Source organism: Minwuia thermotolerans (assembly GCF_002924445.1).
Taxonomy (GTDB): domain Bacteria; phylum Pseudomonadota; class Alphaproteobacteria; order Minwuiales; family Minwuiaceae; genus Minwuia; species Minwuia thermotolerans.
Window position 1 is genome coordinate 124,012 of sequence record NZ_PIGG01000040.1, and the last position, 25,832, is coordinate 149,843.

27 protein-coding genes are annotated in these 25,832 nt (G+C 68.5%); 15 read left to right on the plus strand and 12 right to left on the minus strand.

Annotated elements, in window-relative coordinates; translation table 11 throughout:
- Positions 1-25: 25 nt before the first annotated feature.
- Together CWC60_RS13330 and CWC60_RS13335 are read right to left on the minus strand one after the other, a co-directional pair.
- Complete coding sequence (locus CWC60_RS13330) at positions 26-1,273, minus strand: pyridoxal phosphate-dependent decarboxylase family protein (RefSeq protein ID WP_206419921.1); 1,248 nt, start codon at positions 1,271-1,273, stop codon at positions 26-28.
- Positions 1,274-1,298: 25 nt separating this feature from the next.
- Entirely contained in the window at positions 1,299-2,867 is a 1,569-nt protein-coding gene (locus CWC60_RS13335; RefSeq protein ID WP_109794434.1) for a fatty acid--CoA ligase, read from the minus strand.
- A gap of 125 nt (positions 2,868-2,992) precedes the next feature.
- Here CWC60_RS13335 and CWC60_RS13340 point away from each other — a divergent pair, with 125 nt between their 5' ends.
- The 3 genes from CWC60_RS13340 (at position 2,993) to CWC60_RS13350 (ending at position 5,389) form a co-directional block, all read left to right on the plus strand.
- On the plus strand, positions 2,993-3,982 hold the full coding sequence (locus CWC60_RS13340) for a zinc ABC transporter substrate-binding protein (protein ID WP_109794435.1): 990 nt from the start codon (positions 2,993-2,995) through the stop codon (positions 3,980-3,982).
- Positions 3,983-4,029: 47 nt separating this feature from the next.
- Positions 4,030-4,815 carry a hypothetical protein gene (locus tag CWC60_RS13345; protein WP_109796299.1) on the plus strand — a complete coding sequence of 262 codons (786 nt, stop codon included), beginning with the start codon at positions 4,030-4,032 and terminating at the stop codon, positions 4,813-4,815.
- Positions 4,816-4,888: 73 nt separating this feature from the next.
- Entirely contained in the window at positions 4,889-5,389 is a 501-nt protein-coding gene (locus CWC60_RS13350; protein ID WP_109794437.1) for a hypothetical protein, read from the plus strand.
- Positions 5,390-5,393: 4 nt separating this feature from the next.
- Here the strand turns inward: CWC60_RS13350 and CWC60_RS13355 are convergent, their stop codons facing one another.
- Together CWC60_RS13355 and CWC60_RS13360 are read right to left on the minus strand one after the other, a co-directional pair.
- Positions 5,394-6,221, minus strand: a complete 828-nt coding sequence (locus CWC60_RS13355; RefSeq protein ID WP_109794438.1) for an MBL fold metallo-hydrolase — start codon at positions 6,219-6,221, stop codon at positions 5,394-5,396.
- Between the two features lie 175 nt (positions 6,222-6,396).
- Entirely contained in the window at positions 6,397-7,581 is a 1,185-nt protein-coding gene (locus CWC60_RS13360; RefSeq protein WP_109794439.1) for a M20 aminoacylase family protein, read from the minus strand.
- 184 nt (positions 7,582-7,765) lie between these two features.
- Between CWC60_RS13360 and CWC60_RS13365 the strand changes: the two genes are divergently transcribed.
- Both CWC60_RS13365 and CWC60_RS13370 read left to right on the plus strand, forming a co-directional pair.
- Positions 7,766-9,298, plus strand: coding sequence for a portal protein (locus CWC60_RS13365; RefSeq protein ID WP_164516534.1), 1,533 nt, complete (start codon positions 7,766-7,768; stop codon positions 9,296-9,298).
- Between the two features lie 46 nt (positions 9,299-9,344).
- Positions 9,345-10,298, plus strand: coding sequence for a hypothetical protein (locus CWC60_RS13370; RefSeq protein ID WP_206419922.1), 954 nt, complete (start codon positions 9,345-9,347; stop codon positions 10,296-10,298).
- Positions 10,299-10,311: 13 nt separating this feature from the next.
- Here CWC60_RS13370 and CWC60_RS13375 read toward each other — a convergent pair whose 3' ends face one another.
- Together CWC60_RS13375 and CWC60_RS13380 are read right to left on the minus strand one after the other, a co-directional pair.
- The gene (locus tag CWC60_RS13375; protein WP_164516535.1) at positions 10,312-10,947 is read right to left on the minus strand and encodes a class I SAM-dependent DNA methyltransferase; all 636 of its coding nucleotides are present in this window, start codon (positions 10,945-10,947) and stop codon (positions 10,312-10,314) included.
- Between the two features lie 54 nt (positions 10,948-11,001).
- Positions 11,002-11,478, minus strand: coding sequence for a PAS domain-containing protein (locus tag CWC60_RS13380; protein ID WP_164516536.1), 477 nt, complete (start codon positions 11,476-11,478; stop codon positions 11,002-11,004).
- A gap of 174 nt (positions 11,479-11,652) precedes the next feature.
- Between CWC60_RS13380 and CWC60_RS13385 the strand changes: the two genes are divergently transcribed.
- The 8 genes from CWC60_RS13385 to CWC60_RS13420 all read left to right on the plus strand — a co-directional run bounded on the left by CWC60_RS13385 (position 11,653) and on the right by CWC60_RS13420 (position 19,955).
- Complete coding sequence (locus CWC60_RS13385) at positions 11,653-12,459, plus strand: ATP-binding cassette domain-containing protein (RefSeq protein ID WP_109794536.1); 807 nt, start codon at positions 11,653-11,655, stop codon at positions 12,457-12,459.
- Positions 12,449-13,243, plus strand: coding sequence for a zinc ABC transporter permease subunit ZnuB (gene znuB / locus CWC60_RS13390; RefSeq protein WP_109794535.1), 795 nt, complete (start codon positions 12,449-12,451; stop codon positions 13,241-13,243). Before CWC60_RS13385 ends, znuB begins: the two co-directional genes overlap by 11 nt.
- Positions 13,243-13,647: a Fur family transcriptional regulator gene (locus CWC60_RS13395; protein WP_206419924.1), complete on the plus strand. Its 405-nt coding sequence runs from the start codon at positions 13,243-13,245 to the stop codon at positions 13,645-13,647. The genes znuB and CWC60_RS13395 overlap by 1 nt, the downstream gene beginning before the upstream one ends.
- Positions 13,644-14,444: an acyl-CoA dehydrogenase family protein gene (locus tag CWC60_RS13400; RefSeq protein ID WP_109794443.1), complete on the plus strand. Its 801-nt coding sequence runs from the start codon at positions 13,644-13,646 to the stop codon at positions 14,442-14,444. Before CWC60_RS13395 ends, CWC60_RS13400 begins: the two co-directional genes overlap by 4 nt.
- Before the next feature lie 93 nt (positions 14,445-14,537).
- A complete protein-coding gene (locus CWC60_RS13405; RefSeq protein WP_109794444.1) occupies positions 14,538-16,847 on the plus strand; it encodes an NADP-dependent malic enzyme in 2,310 nt (769 codons plus the stop codon).
- A 27-nt stretch (positions 16,848-16,874) separates the two neighbouring features.
- Complete coding sequence (mgtE, locus tag CWC60_RS13410; protein WP_109794445.1) at positions 16,875-18,269, plus strand: magnesium transporter; 1,395 nt, start codon at positions 16,875-16,877, stop codon at positions 18,267-18,269.
- Positions 18,266-18,727, plus strand: coding sequence for a PaaI family thioesterase (locus CWC60_RS13415; protein ID WP_109794446.1), 462 nt, complete (start codon positions 18,266-18,268; stop codon positions 18,725-18,727). Before mgtE ends, CWC60_RS13415 begins: the two co-directional genes overlap by 4 nt.
- A gap of 76 nt (positions 18,728-18,803) precedes the next feature.
- Complete coding sequence (locus CWC60_RS13420; RefSeq protein WP_109794447.1) at positions 18,804-19,955, plus strand: acyl-CoA dehydrogenase family protein; 1,152 nt, start codon at positions 18,804-18,806, stop codon at positions 19,953-19,955.
- 5 nt (positions 19,956-19,960) lie between these two features.
- On the opposite strand, the gene CWC60_RS13425 is transcribed toward CWC60_RS13420, so the two are convergent.
- Positions 19,961-20,701, minus strand: coding sequence for an SDR family NAD(P)-dependent oxidoreductase (locus CWC60_RS13425; RefSeq protein ID WP_109794448.1), 741 nt, complete (start codon positions 20,699-20,701; stop codon positions 19,961-19,963).
- 66 nt (positions 20,702-20,767) lie between these two features.
- On the opposite strand from CWC60_RS13425, the gene CWC60_RS13430 reads away from it, so the two are divergent.
- Complete coding sequence (locus CWC60_RS13430; RefSeq protein WP_109794449.1) at positions 20,768-21,121, plus strand: arsenate reductase; 354 nt, start codon at positions 20,768-20,770, stop codon at positions 21,119-21,121.
- A 95-nt stretch (positions 21,122-21,216) separates the two neighbouring features.
- On the opposite strand, the gene CWC60_RS13435 is transcribed toward CWC60_RS13430, so the two are convergent.
- Both CWC60_RS13435 and CWC60_RS13440 read right to left on the minus strand, forming a co-directional pair.
- Positions 21,217-21,954, minus strand: a complete 738-nt coding sequence (locus tag CWC60_RS13435; protein WP_109794450.1) for a capsid assembly protein — start codon at positions 21,952-21,954, stop codon at positions 21,217-21,219.
- Positions 21,951-22,151, minus strand: coding sequence for a Bbp19 family protein (locus CWC60_RS13440; RefSeq protein ID WP_109794451.1), 201 nt, complete (start codon positions 22,149-22,151; stop codon positions 21,951-21,953). The genes CWC60_RS13435 and CWC60_RS13440 overlap by 4 nt, the downstream gene beginning before the upstream one ends.
- Positions 22,152-22,425: 274 nt before the next feature.
- On the opposite strand from CWC60_RS13440, the gene CWC60_RS13445 reads away from it, so the two are divergent.
- Entirely contained in the window at positions 22,426-22,608 is a 183-nt protein-coding gene (locus tag CWC60_RS13445) for a hypothetical protein (RefSeq protein ID WP_109794452.1), read from the plus strand.
- 42 nt (positions 22,609-22,650) lie between these two features.
- Here CWC60_RS13445 and CWC60_RS13450 read toward each other — a convergent pair whose 3' ends face one another.
- The 3 genes from CWC60_RS13450 to paaX are packed head-to-tail and all read right to left on the minus strand — an operon-like array spanning position 22,651 to position 25,746.
- Positions 22,651-23,457 carry a phosphodiesterase gene (locus CWC60_RS13450; RefSeq protein ID WP_109794453.1) on the minus strand — a complete coding sequence of 269 codons (807 nt, stop codon included), beginning with the start codon at positions 23,455-23,457 and terminating at the stop codon, positions 22,651-22,653.
- A gap of 16 nt (positions 23,458-23,473) precedes the next feature.
- The gene (locus tag CWC60_RS13455) at positions 23,474-24,778 is read right to left on the minus strand and encodes an FAD-dependent oxidoreductase (protein ID WP_109794454.1); all 1,305 of its coding nucleotides are present in this window, start codon (positions 24,776-24,778) and stop codon (positions 23,474-23,476) included.
- Entirely contained in the window at positions 24,775-25,746 is a 972-nt protein-coding gene (gene paaX / locus CWC60_RS13460; RefSeq protein WP_109794455.1) for a phenylacetic acid degradation operon negative regulatory protein PaaX, read from the minus strand. Before paaX ends, CWC60_RS13455 begins: the two co-directional genes overlap by 4 nt.
- Positions 25,747-25,832 lie beyond the last annotated feature (86 nt).

The window sequence follows — 25,832 nt, forward strand, 5'->3', positions numbered from 1 at the left end:
GGCGCTTAAGCGTGCCGGGTTTCGCTCAATAGACCGCCTTCGCCGCCGATGCCCCGCCCTCGCGGCGGACGGCGTCCACCGCCTCGGCGAGATCGGCGAGATAGGCTTCGCGCGCCCGCGCATGCAGCATCGACAGCATCAGGTGCAGCCCGCGCGGGTCCTGGGTCCGCCCCGGCAGCCAGCCCTTCGCAGCCATGCGGTCGGCGGCGGCGAAGATATCGAACCCGTCCGCGCCGAAGTTCAGGATCGTCAGGTCCGGCTCGGCCAGCATGTGCAGCCCCTCGACCGCCTCGATCCCGGCGCGGTAGGCGCGCGCCATCTTCAGCAGATCGCGGGCGACGGCGCAGTAGCCTTCCCGGCCCAGATGGTTCAGCACCGCCCAGGCCCCGGCGACCGCGCCCGCCGGCCGCGTGCCGGCAATGGTGTGGGTGACGAAGCGGCCATTGGCCCAGACGTCGAAATCGAAGGCACTGCGCGCCATGTCGTCGGCGTCGCGGAAGAAGACGGTGGATGCCGGCTTGGGGCAGAAGCCGTACTTGTGCAGGTCCGCAGAGATCGAGCGCACGCCCTCGACCTGGAAGTCGAAGTCCGGCAGGTCTTCGCCATTGGCCTTCGCGAAGGGGATCAGATAGCCGCCGACACAGGCGTCGACATGCAGCCAGATCCCGCGCTCGCGCGCCACCGCCGCCACCTCCGCGACCGGATCGATGACGCCGAAGGGAAAGCACGGCGCGGAGGCGACCATCATCATGGTGCGCGCGTCGGCGGCATCCGCCATCGCCGCCGGATCGGCGCGGCGGCTCTGCGCCAGACCAACGCGCCGCATCTCGATCTCCATCGCCTGTGCGGCCTTGTCGAAGGCGGGATGGGCGCTTTCCGGCATGACGATGTTGAGCTGCTGGCCGGCCTTCGATCCGGCGGCGCGGTGGGCGTCGCGGGCGGCCTTCACCGCCATGAAGATGCTCTCCGAGCCGCCCGTGGTCATGTGGCCGTCCGCGTCCCCGGGCGCATGGAAGAGATCGAGCGCCATGTCGATCACCTCCCGCTCCATGCGGCCGACGGACAGGAAGGCGCGTTTTCCGCCCAGCGCGTTCTCGGTGAAGAAGCGGTTGAACGCGGCCTGACCGATCTCCGCCGCGCTGTCCGTCGCCCGGAAGACGTAAAGCGGGGTCCGCCCCGCCCGCCAGTCGATGTCGCCGGCCTTCATCGCCTCCATGGCGTCGAGCAGGTCATCGGCATCGGTTCCGTGGTCGGGGAAGGTGGTCCTGGTCATCGGGAGCTTCCCCCTCTGCTCTGCGCTAACTCACCTGCCGGCCGATCTCTTCCCAGTAAGGCTTGCGCAGTTCGCGCTTGAGGATCTTGCCCGTCGGGTTGCGCGGCAGTTCGTCGACGAAGTCCACCGATTTCGGGCACTTGTAGTGCGCGATGCGCTGGCGGGCGTAGTCGATGACCTCCGCTTCGGAGAGCGCCGCATCGGGCTTCTTCACGACGACCGCCTTCACCGCCTCGCCCCAGCGCTCGTCGGGCACGCCGATGATGGCGACGTCGGCGATCGCCGGATGGCCGAACAGGGCGCTCTCGATCTCGGCGGGATAGATGTTCTCGCCGCCGGAGATGATCATGTCCTTCACCCGGTCGTAGATGTAGAGGAAGCCTTCGTCGTCGAAATAGCCGGCGTCGCCCGACCAGAGCCAGCCGTCGCGCAGCGTCTTCGCCGTCGCCTCGGGCAGGTTCCAGTAGCCGGCCATCAGCGTGTTCGACTTCAGGATGATCTCGCCCACCTCGCCTGTCGGCACTTCGTTGCCGTCCTCGTCGACCACCTTCACCTCATAGCCCGGCGCCGGCTTGCCGCAGGACTTCAGCCGTTCCGGCTTCGACAGGTCGTGATCGGCCTTGGGCATGTAGACGCCGCCGCCGTTGGATTCGGTCATGCCGTAGGCCTGCCCGAAGACAGGGCCGAAGACCTCCAGCGCCTGCTTCAGCAACTCGACCGGGATCGGCGCCGCGCCGTACCAGATCTCGTCCAGCGAGGAGAAATCGGTGTCGCGGCAGCCCGGCGTCTGCAACAGGAACAGGATCAGCGCCGGCACCAGGAAGCTTTTGGTGACCCTCTGCTCGGGGATCAGCTTCAGGATCTCGGCCGGCACCGCCTCGGCCATGATCACCGTCCGCGCGCCCACATAGAGGCCGGCCAGCGCGTTGTTCAGCCCGCCCACGTGATAGAGCGGCATGCAGACCAGGTTGACGTCGGCCTCCGACCAGCGGCCATAAGCCGGTTCGTTCGGGTCGGCCAGCAGCGGCCAGAGGTTGAGGCCACTCTGATGGCTGAGTTGCACTCCCTTCGGATGCCCCGTGGTGCCGCTGGAATAGAGCTGGGAGGCGATATCGTCGGGGTCGTTGTCGACCATCGGGTCGGCGCCGGACTGCCGGTCGCGCCAGGCGGCGTAGTCCTCGTAGCCGCCCTCCCCCTCGAGCGAGACCACCTGCCGGACCTTCGGCATGTCGGCCATGTTCTCCGCCGCCAGTTCCGCGAAGCCCTCGCCGACGAAGAACACCTCCGCCCCGGCGTCGTTGACGATGTAGGCGATCTCCGGCCCGGCCAGGCGGAAGTTCACCGGGACGATCACCGCATTGGCCTTGGCGCAGCCGTAGTAGAGCTCCATGAACTGGTCGCAGTTCCGGGTCAGCAGGGCGACGCGCTGCTGCGGCTTCACGCCCGCCGCGATCAGCCCGTTGGCGACCCGGCTGGCGCGCCGGTCCAGGGTCGCGAAATCCGTCTCGCGTCCGCGATAGACCAGCGCGATCTTGTCTCCGCGGGTCTTCGCGTGGCCGCGCAGCACGTCCGCGACGTTCTTCATTCCGGACATTCGTGACGCCTCCCCGTTTCGTCCTTCTCGCTCTGCATCCTATGCCAGAGCCGGGACGCTTGCGCCATATGGGGGATGATGTTACGTAATTACATAACATGTAATGTTGTAACAGGAGGGAAAAGATGGCGCGGGGATTGAAAACGGGACTGCTGGCCGCCGCCGCGGTTGTGATGGGCGCGGCGTCCCAGCTCTCGGCGGCGCCGAAGGTCGTGGCCTCGATCCAGCCGGTCCACTCGCTGGCGGCTTCGGTGATGGAAGGCGTCGGCCAGCCCTATCTGCTGGTCCCGCCGGGCGCCTCGCCGCACAGCCATGCGCTGAAGCCCTCCGACGCCCGGGCCCTGTCCGAAGCGGATGTCGTCTTCTGGATCGGCCCCGCGATCTCGACTTTCCTGCGCAAACCCCTCGAGGAGCTCGCGGGCAATGCCGAAATCGTCACGCTGATGGACGCGCCGGGTCTGCGTCTTCTGCCCGTGCGCGAGGGCGGCGAGTTCGAGGCCCATGGCCATGACCATGGCGAGGGCCACGGGCACGACGACCACGGGCACCAGGACGAGAAGCACGAGGGCCATGCTCACGGCGAGAACGCGCGCCCCGAACACCCGGAAGCGCATGTCTGGCTGGAGACCGGCAACGCCGCCGCCATGGCGCGGGCTATGGCCGAACACCTCGCCCGGGCCGATCCCGGCAACGCGGCGCGATACCGCGCCAACGCCGAGACGCTGAGCGCGCGGCTCGCGGCGCTGGGCGAGGAATTGCACGAGATGCTCGAGCCGGTCGAGGACCGGCCCTTCGTCGTCTTCCACGACGCCTGGGCGCATTTCGAGACGCAGTTCCACCTGCGCGCCGTCGGTTCGATCACCATCAGCTCCGAGGTCCAGCCCGGCGCCAGGCGCATCAGCCGCCTGAAGTCCCGCGTCAGCGACCTGGGCGCGGTCTGCGTCTTCGCCGAACCGCAGTTCGACAGCCGTCTCGTCGCCACCATCGCCGACGGGACGGCGGTGCGCGTCGGCATCGCCGATCCGCTGGGCGCGGACATTCCGCCCGGCCCCGGCCACTACGAGACGCTGATGCGCCGCGCCGCGGCCGCCTTCCGGGACTGCCTGGGCGGGTAGATCCCTCCGCGGAACAAACCAACACCCGAGAAATGCAGGAGCGATCCATGGGAATCAGAACCGTCGCGACGGCGGCCGCTTTCGCGCTGGCTGTCGGCAGCGCCAACGCAAACGTGTTCGAGGTCATCCACGCCGATGTGGAGAAGGACGGCTTCGAGTTCGAATCGATCAACACCCTGACCTTGTCGGATGTCGCCGCGGGCGACGAGAAGTCGGTGCACGAGATCGCGTTTTCCTATGCGCCGACATCATGGTGGAAGCCGATCGCCGCCCTGGAAATTGCGAACCCGCAAGGCGGCAACGCCGAGATCGAGGCGTTCGAATTCGGCAGCGTCTTCCTGCTGCCCCTCGGCGACGGGCACGCACACAGCCACGATCATTCCCATGGCGCGGGCGGCGCGCGGGAGACCCATTTCACCCTGGCCGGTTTCGTCGGTTTCGAGCTACCCAATGAGGCGGGACTCAATGAGGCTGCCCTCAGCTTCGGTCCGATCATCGAGGTCGAGCATGGGCCATGGCTCGTGATCGGCAACCTTTTCGCCGAGGTGCCGTTTGCGGACGGCGTCGACCCCGGTCTGGCCTATGCGGCCTCGGCGGCGCACAGCGTCGGCCCCAACTGGCGTCTGGGGGTCGAGGCCCATGGCGAGGTGCAGGAGGCCTTCGGCAATGCGCCGGCCTTCGATCAGCAGGAGCATTTCATCGGACCGGCGGCGTATTCCGCCTTCGATCTCGGTCACGGGCGCATCCTCGAACCCCGCATCGCCCTGCTGGCAGGCTACACTGACGCGGCCGCCGATGCCGTTCTCTCCTTCAACCTCGAACTGAAGTTCTGAGCACGACCGCGCCCGTGCGGCAGCGGCCATCGGTCACGGCGCGGAACCGGGGCGCGCGGGACAGATTGCGGCGATGTCAGAGACCCGGCCGAAACGACTGTCGACGCTCAGTCACGCCCTGGTTCTCGCCCTTGCGCTGGCCGGCGCCTGGGCCTGGGCCTCGGCCGACTATTGCGGCCCGCCGGCCTACCCGCTCTGGATCCCCGCTCTGGCGGTCTGGCTGGGCGCCAGCGCGTTCTGGCTGGGCTTCGTCAGCGACGACCTGAAGCTGCTGTTCCTGCTCGCCGCCGGCTGGGTGGGGGTGGCCGCCAGCCTCGCCGTATTCGCCATCTTCATCGGCGGCGGCGTCGCGGCCTCGGGCGAGGTCACCGCCATCCGGATCGCCGTGGCCGGCGTACTGCTCCTGCCGGTCGTGCTGCTGCCCCGGCTGAAGCTGCTCTGGCCGGGCATGTCCACGCCGTCGTCGGCGGCCGTTCACGCCGCCCGCTCGCTGTTCGTGCTGCTGCAATATGGCGGTATCGCGCTGCTGGTCGCCTCGCTGATCCGCTTCTGTCCGGAGACGCCCGCGGGCTGAGCCGTCAGCCGACGCGCAGGCGCATGTTCTCCCGCGCCACGGTGTTGCCGATCCACTGGAAACGCGCCTCTTCCTCGAGACGCTCCATGTACATGTCCTCGTGGTCGGGATCGTGGTGGAAGATGATGTGCTGGCGGACGTTCGCGGCCTGGCAGAGGCGCATGCCCTCCTGCCAGGTGGAATGGCCCCAGCCGACCTTGCTCTCGAATTCCTTGTCGGAATAGGTGCAGTCGTAGATCACCACATCCGCGCCCTCGATCAGGGCGAGGATGTTTTCGTCGGGCTTGCCCGGCACGTGCTCGGTGTCGGTGACGTAGCACATGGAGTTGCCCTGATAGTCGACGCGGTAGGCAGTGGCCCCGTCGGGATGGTTGAGCGCCGTGGTGCGGATCGTGATGTCGTTGTCGATGGTGAAGGTGTCGCCGGCGCTGAAATCCTCGAAGTCCATCTTCGCCTGCATGATCTCGATCGGCACGGGAAAGGTCGGCTGGGTCATCTGGCTGGCCAGCACCTCCCGGATACCGGACCCCTGATCGGAAAGGTGGCCGGCCATGATGGTAAAGTGCTGATCCTTCTTGAAGGCGGGCGAGAAGAAGGGAAAGCCGTTGATGTGATCCCAGTGGGTATGGCTGAGCAGCATGTGCGCATGCTTGACGTTCTTTCTGGTCAGCCAGTGGCCCAGGTTCCGGATGCCCGTGCCGGCGTCGAATATGATCCGTCGACCGCCGCAGGCGACCTCGATACAGCTCGTATTGCCGCCGAAGGAGACGTAACGCGGGCCGGGCGTGGCGATCGAGCCGCGGACGCCCCAGAACTTGACCTTGAAACTCAATTCAGCCTTCCTTCACTGTCCGGCCGATCCGGCGCCGGACTTCAACCACGATGTGTCACAATTCGATACCGGCTCAACACCACGAAGCCTCTTATTGTTCGCATTCCCATGACGCCTGTCACATTGACCATGGGTCAAGCAAGTTCGGGGCCACGTTGTGGGCGCCGGATACCCGTCACCCGGCGGCGCGGTCGGCGGGAAGCTGCATCCGGACGAGCTGAGACCAGTAGGCGGCGCCGACGGGCAGGGTATCGTCGTTGAAGTCGTAGTTCGGATTGTGTACCTCGCAGCCGCCCTGCTGACCTTCCCCATTGCCGACGAAGACGTAGCAGCCCGGCCGCTCACGCAGCATCCAGCCGAAGTCCTCCGCGCCCATCACCGGCGTCAGGTGGTCGTTGACGTTGGCCTCACCCACCAGCGCCCGGGCCGCGGCCATGGCGTGACCGAACTCTTCGGGGGAATTCACCGTGGGCGCGTAACGCCGGTCGTAGCGGAAGTCGGCGCGCATTCCGAAACCCTCGGCCAGGCTGCGCGCCAGCGCGCCCATGCGTTCCTCGACCATGTCCTGGACGCCGGCATCGAAGGTCCGCGTGGTGCCGCGGATCACGGCCGTCTCCGGGATGACATTGCCGGTGAAGCCCGATTCGATCTGCGTCGCGCTGATCACGGCGGCCTTCATGGGATCGGTGTTGCGGCTGACGATGCTCTGCCAGGCGGTGATGATGTGGGCCGCGGCCAGCACAGGATCGCGCGACAGATGCGGGAAGGCGCCGTGGCCGCCCCGGCCGGTCAGCTTCAGCTCGAAGAAATCGGCCGACGCCATCATCGGCCCGACGCAGGCGGCGAACTTGCCCACCGGCAGGCCGGGCCAGTTGTGCATGCCATAGACGGCTTCGACGGGGAAACGCTCGAAAAGCCCGTCCTGGACCATGACCCGGCCGCCGGCCAGGTTCTCCTCGGCCGGCTGGAAGATGAAGTGCACCGTGCCGTCGAAATCCGGATTGGCCGACAGGTGCCGCGCCGCGCCCAGCAGCATGGCCGTGTGCCCGTCATGGCCGCAGGCGTGCATCTTGCCGTCATTGACCGAGCGGTGATCGAATTCGTTGAGTTCCTGCAGATCCAGCGCGTCCATGTCGGCGCGCAGCCCGATGGCGCGGTTGCCCGTGCCGGCCTTCAGCGTGCCGACAACGCCGGTCTTCGCCAGGCCCCGATGCACCTGCAGGCCGAATTCCTCCAGCAGGCCGGCCACCTTGTCGGCGGTGCGGTCCTCCTCGAAGGCGGTCTCGGGATGACGGTGGATATCGCGCCGCCATTCGGTCATCTCCGGCTGGATGCGTTTCAGCTCATCGATCAGGCTCATGGCCGCTCCCCATGGTTGTCTCGACATGTTGCGCCAGCGGACGCGCGCCGTTCGGGGCGGACCGCGCCAGCGCAGGCCGCCATGCTGGGACCGGACCCGGCGGGGCGCAACGAAAAACCGGGAAACGCTTAGCGTTCCCGACCCTAGACTTGAGCCGGTCACCCACGTTCTCCCGAGGCGCAAGATGACCGACCGATCCGCCGCCAGCCCCGAATCCCGCACCCTGCAGCGCTTTCACCGCGCCGAGCGCCGCCGCCGCGCCTGGGACGCCCTGCTGGACGACGCCTACGCCTTCGCCCTGCCTCATCACGACGCCGCCGCCAGCGGCCGGGCCGGCGGGCGGCGCGACCGGGAGATCTTCGACAATACCGCGGTACAGGCGGTGCAGTGGCGGCGCTCGCGGCTGCACGGGCAGCTCTTCCCGCCATTCCGCGAATGGATGGACTTCGAGGCGCCGGAGAGTTTCGGCTTCGGGGACGATCTGCGGCGCGGCTACGAGACCTGGCTGGACGATGTGCGCGCCCGCTTCCACGTGGCGATCGAGGCGTCGAACTTTCACATCGAGGTCGACCCGGCCATCGGCGACGCGCTGATCTCGACCGGCGCGCTGATGGTGCACGAAGGCAGCTTCGCGCGCCCGCTGCGCTTCGAGGCCATCCCGGCGCGGGAACTGGTGCCGGAGGAAGGACCCGACGGCATGCTGGCCACGGTCTTCCGCCAGATGCGGCTGACGGCGCGACGTATCGCCGAGAAATGGCCCGACGCCGATCTGCCGCCCGACCTCGCGAAGCTCGCCGCGGAGAAGCCGGATACCGAGATCGAGCTGATCGAGGCGGTGATGGCCGATCACCCCGGCGGCCCGGCGGACTACGAGCTGTGGTGCGTCGATCAGCCGGGCGCCGACGGCGAGAACCTGCTGCTGAAGCGCGCCTACGCCGCCTCTCCGGTGATCGCCTTCCGCATGGACAAGGCGCCGGGCGAATGGATGGGGCGCGGGCCGGTGCTGAGCGTGCTGGCCGATATCAAGACCGCCAACAAGGTGGTCGAACTGATCCTGAAGAACGCCTCCATCGCGGTCACCGGCATCTGGCAGGCCGAGGACGACGGCGTGCTCAACCCCGCCAACATCCGCCTGGTGCCGGGCGCGATCATCCCCAAGGCCGTGGGCTCGGCGGGACTGACGCCGCTCGACGCGCCGGGGCGCTTCGACGTCAGCCAGATCGTGCTGGAGCGCCTGCAGGAGACCATCCGCCGCGGCATCATGGGGCCGACCCTGCCGCCTGCGGAGGCGGGCCAGCGCACGGCCTTCGAGATCGACGTCCGCCAGCAGGAGTTCGCGGCGGTGGAACTTCCCATGTCGCTCAGGCTGCTGACCGAGCTGGACTACCCGCTGGCGCGGCGCGTGTTGGCGATCCTCTCCGGCCCGGCCATGGTCGGCTCCCCCTTCCATGTCGAACCCTTCTCGGCCGGCGGCGAGGCGGTCAGGCCGAAGCCGACCTCGCCGCTGATCCGCCTGCAGGACATCGCCGAGGCGGCCGAGGCGCAGTCGGCCTATCTCCGCGCCGCCCAGGCCTTCCCCGACATGATCGGACAGGTGGTCGACCGCGCCGGCTATCTGCGCCACTACCTGAAGCGCGCCGGCTTTCCTGCGGCGCATCTGCAGGACGCGGCGGCGCCAGCGGCGGCCACGGCTGACATGCTGCCGTCATCGCCCTGAGGCACAGTTCCGGATAGTGAATCCGGGGACGGGAGCGTCGAGAAGGATGAAACAATGGCTGGCCGCCGGCCTGGTCGCCGCATCGGTGGGATTTCCGGCCCACGCGGGCGAGCCCTTCAGCTTCGTGGCGCTGGGCGACATGCCCTACAACCTGCCCGCCGACTACGCGAAGTTCGACCGGCTGGTCGAGCGGATCAACGCGGAAGGGCCGGCCTTCTCGATCCACATCGGCGACATCAAATCCGGCGCCTGGCCCTGCGACGACGCGACATTCCAGGCGATCCGGGACCGCTTCGACGCCTTCGACGCGCCGCTGTTCTACACCCCGGGCGACAACGAATGGACAGACTGCCACCGCGCTGCAGCCGGCGGATTCGATCCGCTGGAACGATTGTCGGCTGTCCGGCGGATGTTCTTCGCCGCGGCCGAGAGCCACGGCCGCGCGTCGAAGTCCTATCGCCGCCAGTCCGACCTGTCGCCCGAGCACGGCGAGATGGTCGAGAACGCGATCTGGCGGCATCAAGACGTACTGTTTGCAACCGTCCACGTCGTGAGCTCCAACAACGGGCTGGAGCGCAGCCCGGCGGCAGTCGCCGAATTTCTGGCGCGCGACGCCGCCAATCTCGACTGGATCGCCCGCGCCTTCCGCGAGGCCGCCGAGACCGATGCCCGCGCCGTTGTCGTCGCCATGCACGCCAACCCGATATTCGAAGCCGAGAAGCCCTGGGACTATGCCAATTCGGGCTTCAAGCGGACGATCACGGCGCTGTCGGCGGGCGCGTCGGCGTTCGGTCGGCCGGTGCTGATCGTCCATGGCGATTTTCACACCTTCCGCCTTGACCAACCGCTGAAGGGACCGGACGGCAAGGTCCTGAAGCAGGTCTGGCGGCTGGAGGTGATGGGCGCGTCCGACGTCCATGCCGTCGAGGTCGAGGTCCGGCCCGAAGATCCCGGCGTCTTCGCCTTCCGTCCGTTGATCGTGGCCGGAAACCTGGACTGACCGGCAGGCCGCCTCACACCCGGCGCATGACGTGCACACGGGCCTCGACGCGCTCGGCCTCGGGCGCGCCGGGCAGACCGACATAATGGTTCGTGCGGTACAGGGGGGTGATCTTGTGGTCGGCGGCGAGGCGCTCGGCGACGTTGCGGAACCCGGACTCCCACGCTTCCCGCACGATCGCGACCACCAGGTGGCCGCCGGGCCTGGTCACCCGCGCCAGTTCCACCAGCGCCTCCGGCGGCGCATGGCCTACGGTCATCACACCGGCGCTGACGACCGCATCGAAGGTGCCGTCCTCGTATTCCAGATCCTCCCCCAGCATCACCTGCTGAAGGTCGGCATAGCAGGTCTTGGCGGCGGCCTGTTCCAGCATCCCCTCCGAGAGGTCGATGCCGACGACCTCGGCGTAGCCGAGCAGGCTCAGCGCTTCCCCCAGCAGGCCGCTGCCGCAGCCGGCGTCGAGCACGGTGATGTCCAGGTTCGGCGCGAAGCGGGCCAGCGTGCCGGCGACGACGACGGGATGGCGGTAGCCCATGGCGAAGAGGTCGCGGTCATAGCTGGAGGCCCAGCGGTCATAGCTTTCGATGAGCTTTTCCGGATCGCCGTCCGCCGCATATACGCGCGCCAGCATGTCGTCCCGGTCCGCCATGTCCCCATACCCCTTGCTCTTGTTTTGAGGCATCCTAGGACGGAATCCGCCAGTTTACCCAGCGATGTTTTCCTTGATGTCGAGCAGGCTGATCAGCATGTCGACATGCCTCCCGCCATCGGAGGAGAGGGGCAGAATCAGCCGCTCCATGTCGAATTTCACGCCATCCTTGTTGATGAACCCCATGCGCCGGTGATGCGGCGACGCATGCGCCAGCGCCAGGCCGTAGGATTCCAGGATCGCGGGCCGCTGTTCGCCGAAATCGACCTCGTCGAGATAGCGCCCGGTATTGTCGGCGCCGAACATCACGACGACCCGCGTGCCCACCAGGCGGAAGCGCATCCGGCCGGTTCCGGGCAGAACGTCCATCAGCATGATGTGCGGCAGAAGTTTCGGGATATCGACGGGATCGAGGTCGGCGCGCGCCGGCATCGGCCGCCCGCCCCGCCGCTCCATCCAGTAGTCGAGCAGCGCCGCGCAGAGCGGCCCGGGTTCGCCCGTCAGACCGATGATTTCGGGTCTCGCCGGCATTGCGCAGGCCTTCCTCCGACGGGATGCAACATTCGCCCCAATTCCTAGCACAGCTTCGGCGCGGCGCGTACAGACGGGGCGGCGGGGCGGCGCGGCGGCTTGCCTGTGTAATGGTATAACGCTACATCTGCCCTCCGGAACGGCGTGGAGGACGAAGTGCCTGCTAGCGGCGACATGCTGGTGAAGGGCGAGGATCTGGGCATCGAGCGGGGCGGCCGCTGGCTGATCCGCCATGTGGACCTGGAGATCCACCGCGGCGAGATCGTCACGCTGATCGGGCCCAACGGCTCGGGCAAGAGCACCACGGCGCGGCTGGCCACCGGGGTCTGGCGTCCCGACGAGGGCCGCGTGCGCCGCGCCGCCGGCCTGACCATCGGCTATGTGCCGCAGAAGCTGAGCATCGACCGCACGCTGCCGCTGACGGTCGAGCGGCTGATGCGTCTCACGTCCCGGCGCGAGGCCGCCGCCGTCGAGCGGGCGCTTGAGCGGACCGGTATCGGCCATCTGCGCCGCGCCGAGGTGCAGAACCTGTCGGGCGGCGAATTCCAGCGCGCGCTGCTCGCCCGGGCCATCGTCGGCGAGCCGGATCTGCTGGTGCTCGACGAGCCGGTGCAGGGCGTCGACTTCTCCGGACAGGTGGCGATCTACGACCTGATCGGCCAGATCCGCGACGAGACCGGCTGCGGCGTGCTGCTGATCTCCCACGACCTGCACATCGTCATGGCCTCCACCGACACGGTGCTCTGTCTCAACGGCCATGTCTGCTGCGCCGGGGCGCCGCGATCCGTGGCGAACGATCCCGAATACCTGAAGCTGTTCGGCGACCGCGCCGCCGGCACCCTGGCGGTCTACCGCCACCAGCATGACCACAGCCACCTGCCGGACGGCCGCATCCAGCACCCCGACGGCACCATCACCGAGGGCCATGACGACGATCACGCCCACCGGCCGGATCCGGGAGGGCATGGCGTTGGTGGATGACTTCCTGCTCAGGGCGCTTGCCGCCGGCGCCGGCGTGGCCCTGATCGCCGGCCCGCTCGGCGCCTTCGTCGTCTGGCGGCGCATGGCCTATTTCGGCGACACCATCGCCCACGCGGCGCTGCTGGGCGTCGCGCTGTCGCTGCTGATAGAGATCGACCTGACGCTGGGCGTGTTCGTCGCCGCGGCGCTTACCTCCGTGCTGCTGCTGGTGCTGGAACGCCGCCGCGCCCTGCCCACCGACGCCCTGCTGGGCATCCTGGCGCATTCGACGCTGGCCATCGGGCTGGTGATCGTGGCGCTGATGGAGGGCGTGCGCGTCGACCTGCTGAGCTATCTGTTCGGCGACATCCTGGCCGTCGGCGCGCGCGATCTCTGGCTGATCTGGATCGGCGGCGCGGTGGTCCTCGCCCTCCTCGCCTGGATCTGGCGGCCACTGCTGGCCGCCACGGTGAGCGAGGAACTGGCCGAGGCGGAAGGCCTGAAGCCCCAGCGCGCGCGTCTGCTGTTCATGCTGGCCATGGCGCTGACCATCGCCATCGCCATGAAGATCGTCGGCATCCTGCTGATCACCTCGCTGCTGATCATTCCCGCGGCGGCGGCCCGGCGCTTCGCCGCCACGCCGGAAGCGATGGCGGCGCTGGCCTCCCTGATCGGCGTCGCCGCCGTGGCCGCCGGCCTCAGTGGCTCCTGGTTCTGGGACACGCCCTCGGGCCCCTCCATCGTGGTCGCGGCGCTGCTCGGCTTTCTGATAAGCTTCGTCGCAGTACGGCGCAGGACGGCATGATGGCGGAACGGACACGCAAGCTCACCCGCAACCAGGGCCTGGTCCACGACGTGCTCGACCGCGCGGGCGGCCCGCTCTCGGCCTACGCCATTCTCGATCAGCTCCGCGGCGAAGGCCTGCGCGCGCCGCTGCAGGTCTACCGCGCGCTGGAGAAGCTGCTCGAGTTCGGGCTGGCCCACCGCCTCGAATCGCTGAACGCCTATGTCGCCTGCAGCCACCGACACCGGCCCGGCGGCATCGCCGTCTTCGCCATCTGCGATGACTGCGGCGAGGTCTCCGAGTTCCAGGACGAACAGGTGCGCGACCGCCTGGCGGAACAGGCCGAAAGCCGGCGCTTCACGCTGGATCACGCCACGGTCGAACTGCACGGGCTCTGCCGCGACTGCGCGGAGGACGCGGCTTGAGCGGCCGCGCCCCCGCCGGACCCGGCGAGGCGGCCTTCCACGACTTCTGGCGCGAGGCGGAATTCGGCCGCCTGGAACCCGTCGACATGGCGGTGGAGGGCGGCCGGGCGGCGCTGTCGCTGCCCCAGGTCTTCATCGCCGGCTACCAGGCGTCACTGCGCAAGGTCTTTCCCGACCTGCCGGCGGCGGGCTGGGCGGCGTTGGCCGCCGCCGAGGACCGCAAGGATCCCGAGCGCTTCCCCGGCACGGTTCTGACGGCGGACGGCGCCGGCTTCCGCCTCGGCGGCTGCAAGTCATGGATCGGGCAGTCGCGCCATGTCCGCCACCTGCTGGTCACCGCGAAGCTGGACGGCGCGGTGCGGATCGCGCGGCTGCCGCGGGACCGGGCCGGGGTCACGATCACGCACAGGGAAAGCCCCGGCTTCCTGCCCGGCCTGAGCCAGGGTTTCGGCCGCTTCGAGCGCGTCGCCGTTGCGCCCGGCGAGCTTCTGCCGGGGGAACGCGGCCGCGATTTCGCCCGCGCCGAGCGGCTCTTTGTCATGCTGGCCTGCGCGGCCTTTCTGGAGGCCCGTTCGGTGGGCGCGGCGCAATCGCCGGTGGACGGTCTGGCCGCCTATTGCGCCGAAGGCCGCCACGACCCGGCCCGCCTTGCGGCGCTGGACCGGGACCTGCAGGCCGCCGGCGAACGTTTCGGGGCCAGCGCGGCCGCCGGTGCCGTGCCCGACTGGAACGGCGACCGCGGGCTGATCGCCATGTACAGCCGGCGCATCCAGGCGCGCGACCCTGCGGCTGCGTGACCGCCGCCGCATTCCAACCCGTGACAGTTGATTTTTCGCTTGCCGGGGCGATAGTGGGCGGCAGAGGGATCCTGATCGCCTGAGGGGGCTAAAATGAGCGACGAACTCGACAAGATGGCGCTGGACTACCACCGGTATCCGACGCCCGGCAAGATTTCCGTCCAGCCCACCACCAAGCTCGCGAACCAGCGCGATCTGTCGCTGGCCTACAGCCCCGGCGTTGCCGCTGCCTGCAACGCGATCGTCGCGGATCCGCTGGAGGCCGCGAACATGACCGCGCGCGGCAACCTGGTCGCCGTGATCTCCAACGGCACCGCGGTGCTGGGCCTCGGCAATATCGGCGCGCTGGCCTCCAAGCCCGTGATGGAGGGCAAGGGCGTCCTGTTCAAGAAGTTCGCCGGCATCGACGTCTTCGACATCGAGATCGACGCCACCGACATCGACAAGGTCGTCGATATCGTCGTCGCGCTGGAGCCCACATTCGGCGGCATCAACCTGGAGGACATCGGCGCGCCGGCCTGCTTCGAGATCGAGCGGAAGTGCCGCGAGCGCATGGGCATTCCGGTCTTCCATGACGACCAGCACGGCACCGCCATCTGCGTCGGCGCGGCGATCTACAACGCGCTCAGGCTGGTCGAGAAGGACATCGACAAGGTCAAGGTGGTCTGCTCCGGCGCCGGCGCCGCGGCCCAGGCCTGCATGGCGCTGATCGTCTCGATGGGCGTGACCAAGGAGAACATCATCGTCTGCGACCGCTCCGGCCCGATCTACAAGGGCCGGACGGAAAAGATGGACAAGTACAAGGAGTACTGGGCCGTCGAGACCGATGCGCGCTCCATCATGGAAGCGGTCAAGGGCGCCGACGTCTTCGTGGGCGTCTCCGGCCCCGGCACGCTGACCGGCGAGATGGTCAGGACCATGGCCGACAACCCGATCATCATGGCGCTCGCCAACCCGACGCCGGAGATCATGCCCGAGGAGGCGAAGGCCGCCCGGCCCGACGCCATCATCGCCACCGGCCGGTCGGACTTTCCCAACCAGGTCAACAACGTGCTCTGCTTCCCCTTCCTGTTCCGCGGCGCGCTGGATTGCGGCGCGACCACGATCAACGAGGAGATGAAGGTCGCGGCCACCAAGGCCATCGCCGACCTGACCATGCAGGAAGTCTCCGAGGTGGTGGCCAAGGCCTATGGCGTCGAGAGCCTGTCCTTCGGCCGCGAGTACATCATTCCGAAGCCCTTCGACCCGCGCCTGATCGTGGAGGTCTCGGCCGCCGTCGCCCAGGCGGCGATGGATTCCGGCGTCGCGCAGCGCCCGATCGAGGACATGGCGGCCTACCGCCAGAAGCTGGCCCAATACATGTACAAGACCGGCTTCGCCATGAAGCCCGTCTTCGACCGGGCCAAGCAGGACCCGAAGAAGATCGCCTATGCCGACGGCGAGCAGGAGCGGATCCTGCGCGCCGCCCAGGTGATCGTCGACGACGGCCTGGCGCGGCCGGTGCTGATCGGCCGGCGCGAGGTGATCGAGCGGCGCATCAACCGCTTCGGCCTGCGCATCAAGGTGGGCCAGGATGTCGACGTCTTCGACGTCACCTCCGCCGATTCCGTCGACTCGCTGGCCGACACGCTGCGCCAGATCATGGGCCGCAGCGGCGTGACCCCGGCGGACGCGCGTTATCAGGTCCGCACCAACCCGACCGTCATCGCCTCGCTGCTGGCCCATCGTGGCGAGGTCGACGGCATGCTTTGCGGCCTGGTCGGGCGTTATGACCGCCACATCGCCTGGGTGCGCGACATCATCGGCCTCCGGCGCGGCGTGCGCGAGCCGTCGGGCCTGGAGCTGATCGTCATGGACCGCGGCACCATCGCCATCTGCGACACCCATGTCACCGACGATCCGGACGCCGAGGAAGTGGCCGAAATGGCGGTGATGGCGGCGGAAGTGGTCAACCGCTTCGGCATCGAGCCGCGCGTCGCCCTGCTGGCGCATTCCAACTATGGCGACAATGACGACCCGTCGTCGCGCAAGATGCGGGAGGCCTACGGCATCATCCGCAAGATCGCGCCGGATCTGGAGATCGACGGCGAGATGAAGGGCGATACGGCGCTGAACAAGTCCGTCCGCGATCGCGTGAACCCGGATTCCACGCTGACCGACAACGCCAACGTTCTGGTCTGCCCGAACATGGACGCCGCCAACATCGCCTACAACCTGGTCAAGGAAACCAATGAAGGCATGTCGGTCGGCCCGATCCTGATCGGCATGGCGAAGTCGGCGCACGTGATCACCCCGGCGATCACCACCCGCGGCATCGTCAACATGACCGCGGTCGCGGTGGTGGCAGCGCAGGATCACGAGTCCGGGGCGATCCCGGCCGGCCCCTTGTCGCAGATGACCTGAGCCCGTCGTCGCCTATATGGGTGATTCATGAATGAGCGGGACAGCGTCGCAGAGGAAGAAGACGAGGAGGAGGGCGCGGAAGGCCGCGGCCTGACTCCGGACATTGTCCGCGAAATCCGCGTCGCGCTCGACGACGAGCGGTTCGGCGAGGTCCGCGAGCAATTCGCCGGGCTGCATGCGGCCGACCAGGCCGACCTGTTCGAACTGTTCGACCGGGACCGGCGGCAGAAGCTGCTGGAAGCGATCGGCGCGCGGCTGGATCCGGAGGCGCTGGCCGAGCTGGAAAGGCCGGTACGCGACGCCCTCGTGGAAATGCTGGGGCCGAAGCGGGTGGCGGAGGCCGTCGCCGAACTGAACGAGGACGACGCGGTCTACGTCCTCGACGCGCTTTCCGAGGAACAGCAGAAGGCCGTGCTGGCGGCGGTCGCCGAGGACATCCGGCGACCCCTCGAGGAAGGGCTGGCCTTCGGCGAGGACACCGCCGGGCGGCTGATGCAGCGCGACTTCGTCGCCGTCCCCGCCTACTGGTCCATGGGCCAGGTGATCGACTACCTGCGCTCCGCCGAGGATCTGCCCGACGAATTCTACTCGATCTACGTCATCGACCCGGCCTTCCGGCCGATCGGCTGGGTGCCGCTGGACCGGGCCATGCGCACCAAGCGGCCCATCCGCATCGGCGACATCATGGAAGCCGATCCGGTGGTCTTCCGGCCGGAGATGGACGTCGAGGACGTGGCCTACGAGGTGCGCCAGTACGACCTGACCTCGGCGCCGGTGGTCGACGAATCCGGGCGCATGATCGGCGTCATCATGGTCGACGACATTCTCGACGTGGTCGAGGAGGAGGCCGAGGAGGACCTGTTCCAGATCTCCGGCGTCAGGGAGGACGACCTCAATCGCTCGGTCTTCCGAACCACGCGCACCCGCTTCTCCTGGCTGGTCATCAATCTGGTGACCGCCATCCTCGCCTCGGTCGTCATCGGGTTCTTCGACGCCACCATCGAACAGGTGGTGGCGCTGGCCGTGCTGATGCCCATTGTCGCCTCCATGGGCGGCAACGCCGGCACCCAGACGCTCGCCATCGCCGTGCGCGCGCTCGGCACCAAGGATCTGACGGCGGCCAACGCCATGCGCCAGGTGAGCAAGGAGCTGCTGGTCGGCGTACTCAACGGCATCGCCTTCGCGATCCTGATCGGTCTGGCGACCTATGTCTGGTTCTCCGACCCCATCCTCGGCGGCGTCATCGCCGCGGCCATGGTTCTCAACATGATCATCGCCGGGCTGGCCGGCATCCTGATCCCGCTGGGCCTGGACAAGGCCGGCGTCGACCCGGCGGTCTCCAGCGCGGTGTTCCTGACCACGGTCACCGACATCGTCGGCTTCTTCGCCTTCCTCGGCCTGGGGGCGCTGTTCCTGTTGTGACGATCCTTCAGCCCCGCGATCCGGACTGGGAAGCCAAGGTGCGCGCGAGCTTCGCGCGGCAGCCCTTCGCGCATCTGGTCGGCTTCCACCTGGAGCGCCTCGAGCCCGGCTTCGCGGCGTTCCGTCTGCCGCTCCGCGACGAGGTCACCCAGCAGCACGGCTTCGCCCATGGCGGGGCCATCGCGACGATCGCCGACAACGCCGCCTCCTATGCCGCGTTCTCGATGATGCCGCCGGGCTCCGCGCCGCTGACGGTGGAGATGAAGCTCAACTGGCTGGCGCCGGGGCGTGGCGAAGCGCTCGTCGCCCGCGGGCAGGTGCTGAAAGCCGGCCGCACGCTGGTCCCCGCCGAGGCCAAGGTCTACGCCCTGGACAATGGTGAGGAGACGCTGGTCGCCCAGGCGCTGGTGACGGTGATGTGCATGGCGGGCCGCGACGACGCGAAGCGGCCCGGCTGACACGGCTGGCGCGCCGCGTGCGGGCGGTCCATGATCCGGCCGGAGAGCAGAGAACGACCGGGAGGGGAGGCCCGTCATGATACCGAACCAGCCCGAGAACCCCTACTACACCGCCGACCACGAGGCCTGGCGCGACACGGTGCGCCGCTTCGTGGAAAAGGAAATCGAACCCTTCGTCGACGAATGGGAAGAGGCCGAAAGGCTGCCGCGCGAGCTGTTCCGCAAGGCCGGCGACATCGGTCTGATCGGCGCCCATCACCGGCCCGACGCGGGCGGCATCATGGAAGACCTGTTCTACATGATCATCGCCGGTCAGGAGGTGGCCCGCGCCGGCGCGGGCGGCGTCTCGGCCAGCCTCAACAGCCACGCCATCGGCCTGCCGCCGATCACGCGCGCCGCCACCGAAGCGGTGAAACGGCGTGTCGTGCCGGCAGTGCTGTCGGGGGACAAGATCGCCGCGCTCGCCATCACGGAGCCCTCGGGCGGCTCCGACGTCGCCAATCTGGAGACCACGGCCCGGCGCGAGGGCGACCACTACATCGTCAACGGCCAGAAGACCTTCATCACCTCGGGCATGCAGGCCGACTACATCTCGACCGCCGTGCGCACCGGCGGCCCCGGCATGGGCGGCGTCTCCATGCTGCTGATCGAGGCGGACATGTCGGGCTTCAACCGCACGCCGCTGAAGAAGATGGGCTGGCACGCCTCCGACACGGCGATGCTCTACTTCGACGACGTCCGCGTGCCGGCGGAGAACCTGATCGGCGAGGAGAATCAGGGCTTCAGGATCGTCATGCAGAACTTCAACTTCGAGCGGCTGATGATGGCCGCCGGCTGCAACGGCTTCTCGCAGACCTGCTTCGACGAGACGGTGGCCCATGCCCGCGAACGGATGACCTTCGGCAAGCGGCTGATCGACCATCAGGCGGTGCGCCACAAGCTGGTCGACATGGCGATGAAGATCAACGCGACCCAGGCCTGGCTGGAGAACCTCGCCTGGCGGATCGACCGGGGCGAAAGCCCGGTGGCCGAGATCTGCATGCTGAAGAACCAGGCGACCCTGACCATGGAGTACTGCGCCCGGGAAGCGGTGCAGACCTTCGGCGGCGCCGGCTATCTCAAAGGCCAGAAGGTGGAACGCATCTACCGTGAGGTCCGGGTCAACGCCATCGGCGGCGGGGCCGAGGAGATCATGCGCGATCTCGCCGCCCGCCAGATGGGGCTCTGAGCCGCCTACCAGCTCTCGCCGTAGGGCCGCAGATCCAGTTCGAAGGTCCAGGCGCTGCGGTGCTGGACGTGCAGCGCCCAATAGGCGTCGGCGATGGCGTCCGGATCCAGCAGCCCGTCCTCGCCGGCGCGCTTCGCCCGGTCGGGGAAGGCCCTGAACAGCTTGTCGCCGGCGATGCCCCCATCCACGACAACGTGGCTGACATGGATGCCGTCGGGCCCCAGTTCCCGCGCCGCCGCCTGGGCGACCGCGCGCAGCGCCGCCTTGGCCGAAGCGAAAGGCAGAAAGGGCGGCCGGGCGCGGAGCGAGGCGGTGGCCCCGGTGAAGATCATCGTCCCCTGCCCGCGTGCGCGCATGTGCCAGGCCGCGGCCTTCGCAAACAGCGCGCCGCCGAAGGCGTTCTCCCGCCAGGCTTTCTCGAAGACCGCCATGTCGAGGTCGTCCAGCGTGCCGCGGCGGTTGTTGCCGACATTGTAGACGGCGACGCGCAGGCCGCCGCCCAGCGAATCGGCGTGGGCCATCAGGCGCTCCACGTCGCCGGCGTTCGTCGCGTCGGTGACGAAGCTCTCGGCGGTCACGCCGGCGTCGCGGATCTCGTCGCGGATCGCGTCCAGCCCGCCTTCGGTCCGGCCGGCCAGCACGACGTGGAAGCCCTCGCCGGCGAAACGGCGCGCAACCGCGGCGCCGACCCCCCGGCTTGCGCCGACACCCAGCACGACAGCGACGGATTTGTCTTCGATGGACATGTCGGCTCCTCCCCGGTAGGTCCTGCCGTCAGATGATGGGACAGGCTGCGCGGGAGGCAAGCGGCAATGGCTGCATGGAAGGTCTACGGGCTGAAGAACTGCGACACCTGCCGCAAGGCGCGGAAATGGCTGGCGGCCGAAGGCGTCGCCCATGACTTCGTCGATGTCCGCGCCGACGGCGTCGAGGCGGCCGACATAGAGCGGTGGGCCGCGGCGGTAGGCTGGGAGAGCCTGATCAACCGCCGCGGCGCCACCTGGCGGGGCCTGTCGGAACAGGATCGCGCGGCGGCCCTGGGCGGGGAGGGCGCGCCGGGGCTTGTCGCCGCGCAACCGGCGCTGGTGAAGCGGCCCGTGTTCGAAAACGGACCCCGCGTCCTGGTCGGCTTCACCGATGCGGTGAAGGCGGAAGTGAAGGGCTAGGCACAGGCGGGCCGGGGATGGCATGGCCGGCCGGCGCGCCGTCTCCAGGATTCAGGCGCGCGAGCCAGCCAGACCACCTATCGCGCGCAGAGCGCCTATCCCACCAGCCTCTGCCAGCCATCGCGGACCTTGCGCACCACCGCGTCATGGTCCGGATGGCGGGCGTTGAGATAGGCGTCGGAGGCCTGCAGCCGCCGGAGCGCGGCCTCGTCCATGCCGGCGGCGGGCTGGTCGCGGTGACCCGGCACGCCGCGCTCGGTCAGGCGGTCGCGCAGCGCCTTCAGCAGCATCACGCCGCGGGCATCGGACGCCAGCTCCTCTGCCGCCTCCAGCAGTTCGGGCCGGTCCGCGAAGTCGCGCTGCAGCAGCGCGCCGAACCAGTGGCCGACCTCCTGGCAGACCTCGTCGCAGCGGTGGCCATAGGCCTCCTTCAACTGCGCCATCTGGGCCGTGTGGAAGGCTTCCGGGTCGCGGGCGTCGGCTTCGGCGCGGGCGAATCCCTCGACCAGTTCGCCGAAGGCTTCCTGGGAGAGACCATGCTTCTTCGCCCAGGCCATGGCCGCGGCCGCCGCCGGGTCGGCCGGATCGATGGCGACGCGGTCGGCGATATCGTCGGGCACCTTCAGCTCGTAGGTTTCGGGCGCCTTCGGCCGGCCCGAAACCTGGCGGCGCAGGTCCGCCTGGCTCTTCAGCAGGGCGGCGAGGTCGATATCGTTCGCCTCCCGGTCCCAGAACTGATCCGGCACTTCGTAGGCCATATCCCGGTACGTGAACCGGTGCATTTTCCGGCCTGAATCGCCGCCACCGGCGTAGTCGATCATGCTGGTGTTCATCTGCGTCCCCTTTCGACCATGTTGATGATTGTCCGAACGATGAAGCGCTGACCTTCCAGGTGACGCAGCCGGCGGTCCTCGATCTCGGGCCCGGCGGCGATCTCGACAGTCAGACCGCGCAGATAGGCCAGCGCCGCCTCGCCGTCCGCGCCGCGAAAACAGCGGGCGAAGATCCTATCCAGCTCAGGACCGGCCATCGTCGCCGCCGAGCGCCTGCGCCACGTGAACGCCGAAGAGGAAACCGGCGACGAAGCCGCAGAGCGGCAGCCAGAGCGGCAGATCGGTCATCGGCGTCAAACGGGCCTCCTCTCGCTTCCCGCCGCCGGCGCAACGCCCGGCGAGCGCGATCCTTATAGCGTCATTTTCGGTATATTTGCAATTATTTTCCCAATTACCCGGTATTTATGCTTGTGCAGAGGGGCGTCGCCGCTATCCTTGGGTCCACAGGTTCAGCCAAGGAGGAGCATCGACATGGCGGGAAAGCGCCGGGGACGTCCCCGCATCATCATCGGACGCACGGAAACGCGCCGCCGGCGCGACTGCCTCTGCTGCGGCGCGGGTTTCACCAGCCACGGACCGCACAACCGGCTGTGTTCGCGCTGCCGCGACGATGAGGGGGACTATTCGTCGCTCGGATTCATCCAGCGGCGGTGAGGGGGCGTGGCCGGACCGGCCGGCTCCGCGCCCGTCCCGCGTTCAGTCGAGCTTGACGTCGACGAGGACCGGATGATCGCCGATAGGCAGCAGGTGGGTCACGAGGCCGCTCGCCGGCCGATATAGGTGCAACAGCGCCTGCGCCGGCTCGTCCATGATCGCCACGCCGTCCTGGCGCTCGATGTCGAAGGCGATCTGGTGCGACGTGCTGGGGCAGGTCATGGCCAGCCGCCCGCCGAACATGGCGGTGAAGGGCCGGTGCACATGGCCGGCCACCACGCGGACCACCTGGCCGGCGCGCGCCAGCAGAGATTCCAGCGCCGGCCCCCCGCGGATCAGACTGTGGGCGTCCATCTTCTCGATGCCCCCCGGGAAGGGCGGGTGGTGCAACGCGACAATGGTCGGCTTCGCCGTTTCCTCGGCCAGGCGCGCCTCCAGCCAGGCCAGCCGCCGGGCGCAGAGTTCGCCGCCGATCTCGCCCGGGATCTGGGAATCGAGGGCGATCACCCGCACGTCCAGATGGTCGACCGTGTAGTGCACGAAAGGACCGTCCGGCAGGTAGTCGTGATCGTCGAAGACCGCACGCAGGTGGTCGCGGTCGTCGTGATTGCCGACCATCAGCCGGATCGGCGCCCTCAGGTCCGCCAGCTCCGCCTTCAGCCGCTCGTACTCGCTCCGCCGGCACTGGTCGACCAGATCGCCGCTCGCCAGCACCAGATCCGGCTGCGGCCGCAGGCGGTTGATCCAGGCCACGGCCCGGGCCAGACGGTCCGCCTGGCGGACGATCCGGTCCGACGGACTGTCCGGATCGGAGACGTGCAGATCGCTGATCTGGACGATCATGGACATGGGTCAGGGATCCCGTTCAGGCCTCGTCGACGATCGCCAGCATGTCGGGAATGGTGACGAACTTCCGCCTGGGCGCCGCCTCCGGCGCATTGGCCTGCTCGGCCTCGTCGATCTTCATCCAGTCCTCGTAGTCGGTATGGCGCAGCCCGCGGTCCTGCAGCAGCGTGTCCAGCGCCGCCCCGCCGGGCTTGCCGGCGCCCTGGCCCAGGTCCTCGATCACCAGCCGGGCGACGTCCTGCGCGTCCGGGCGGTTGGTGCCGATGGTGCCGGTCGGCCCGCGCTTGGCCCAGCCGACGCAGTAGACGCCGGGTCCGACGCGACCATCCTCGTTGACGATCTTGCCCCACTCCATCGGCAGCCCCTCGACCTCCCGGCTGACATAGCCGATGCAGGTGATGACGATGCCGCAGGGGATGTCGAAGATCTCGCCGGTGCCGATGGCGCGGCCGTTCTCCAGGCGCGTGCGCTCGACCCGGATGCCGGTGACCCGGTCGTCGCCCAGCACCTCGACAGGCCGGAGGAAGAACTCGAAATGCACCGTCTTCGGCTTGGTGCCGGAGCGGTTCTGGCGGAAGCTCTTCAGCACCTCCAGCACCGGCTTGCGGCTGCGCGCCTCCCTGGCGTCCATGTCCTCGGGCAGTTCCTCGGGAATCTGGTCGTCGTGCACGACGGAGACGCCCTGCTCAAGTTCGCCCATCTCCCGCATCTCCGCGATCGAGAAGCTGGCCTCGACGGGGCCGCGCCGTCCGAGGATGTAGATGTCGCGGATCGGGCTGTTGTACATCGCCTCCCCGGCGTCCTCGAAGACGTCGGAGGCCTTCATCTCGTTCGCGGTCCGGGCCAGCAGCCGGGCGCAGTCCAGCGCCACGTTGCCATTGCCGACGACGACGGCCGATTCGGTGTTCAGGTCCGGATCGAGGTCGACGAAATCGGGATGGCCGTTGTACCAGCCGACAAAGGCGAAGGAGCCGTAGACGCCCTCCTTGTCCTCTCCGGGCACGCCTAGCGGCCGGTCACCCTCCGCGCCGAAAGCGATGATGACGGCGTCGTAGATCTCCTTCAGCTCGGCGACGCTGACGTCGCGGCCCAGCATGACATTGCCGACATAGCGGACATTGTCGCGGCTGGCGGTCTGGTCGTATTTCCGGGTGACGTTCTTGGTCTTCTGATGATCGGGCGCCACGCCGGAGCGGATCAGCCCGTGCGGCGTCGGCAGCCGGTCGATCAGATCCACATGCACCGTCTCGTCCGCCGAGGCCAGCGCCTCGGCCGCGTAGAACCCCGCCGGCCCCGCGCCGACAATGGCCACCTTCAAACTCATCTATCGGTTCCTCCCCTTGCGGCGGCCTGTTGCCGGTCGCCGTTCTCCCAGTCAATTCCCCCGAAGCGATCGTAGTAGGCCGCGCGCGGCTTGGGTAGACGTCCGGCGCGCGTTTCCAGCACCGCCATGGCATGGCGCGCCGCGCCGGCATGGATGGCGCGGTAGATGGCCGCGCACAGGTCGCGCGCCCGCTGGCCCGGCCAGTCCGCCGGCAGCAGCTCCGCCGGCAGCATCGGGTCGCGCAGGGTGACCCGGCGGAACTCGTGGATCAACAGGGTGCGGACCACGAAACGGGCGCGGTCGTCGAGCCCTGCGGCCTCCGCCAGCACCGGCCGGAAAAGCTGGATGAACTCGCGGTAGCCCTGCTCCAGCGCCGCATGATCCCAGGCGTGCGCCACCATGCGCCGGACGGGGCCCAGCCCGTCGGTCAGGGCGCCGTCGGAATGGAACGCCACAACGTCCTCGGCGACGCCGAACTCCTCCAGCAGGTCGCGGGCCGAGGCGAAATCGCCGTCGGGGCGGACGAAGACGCCGGGCGACGGGCTGCCGAAGCCCTGCAGCAGCAGTTCCCGGCGCAGCTTCTCCCGCACCTCCGCCGTTGACGGTCCCAGGATCAGCACCAGCCATTCGCCGCGCCATTCGGGCGGCGCCGGCCGGTAGATGCGGCTGTCGCCGGCGGCCGATATGCGCCGCGCCGAAGGGGTCAGATCGTAGAGGCTGCGCCGGCCGATCTGCTCCCGGGCCAGCCAGTTGTCCTTCTGCAGGCGGAAGACCGAGGTCCTGACCACCCGCTCGTTGAGGCCGAAATCGCCCATAAGCCGAATCAGGCTGCCCAGCCACACGGCCTCGCCATGGGCGGCGATGGTGTCGCCCCAGACGGTCACGATCAGCGACGGCGCGCGGATGGCGATCCGCTCGATCAGTCGGCCGGCGATGTCGGGCAGGGGTGCAGCGGTCGCTTCGGGCATGGGCGCCGAGATTAACCTGTTCGCGGGGGCTTTCAACGACCGGGCGCTTGAAGGCGGCGCGGCGGCGGTCTTAAGTGATGTTCGAG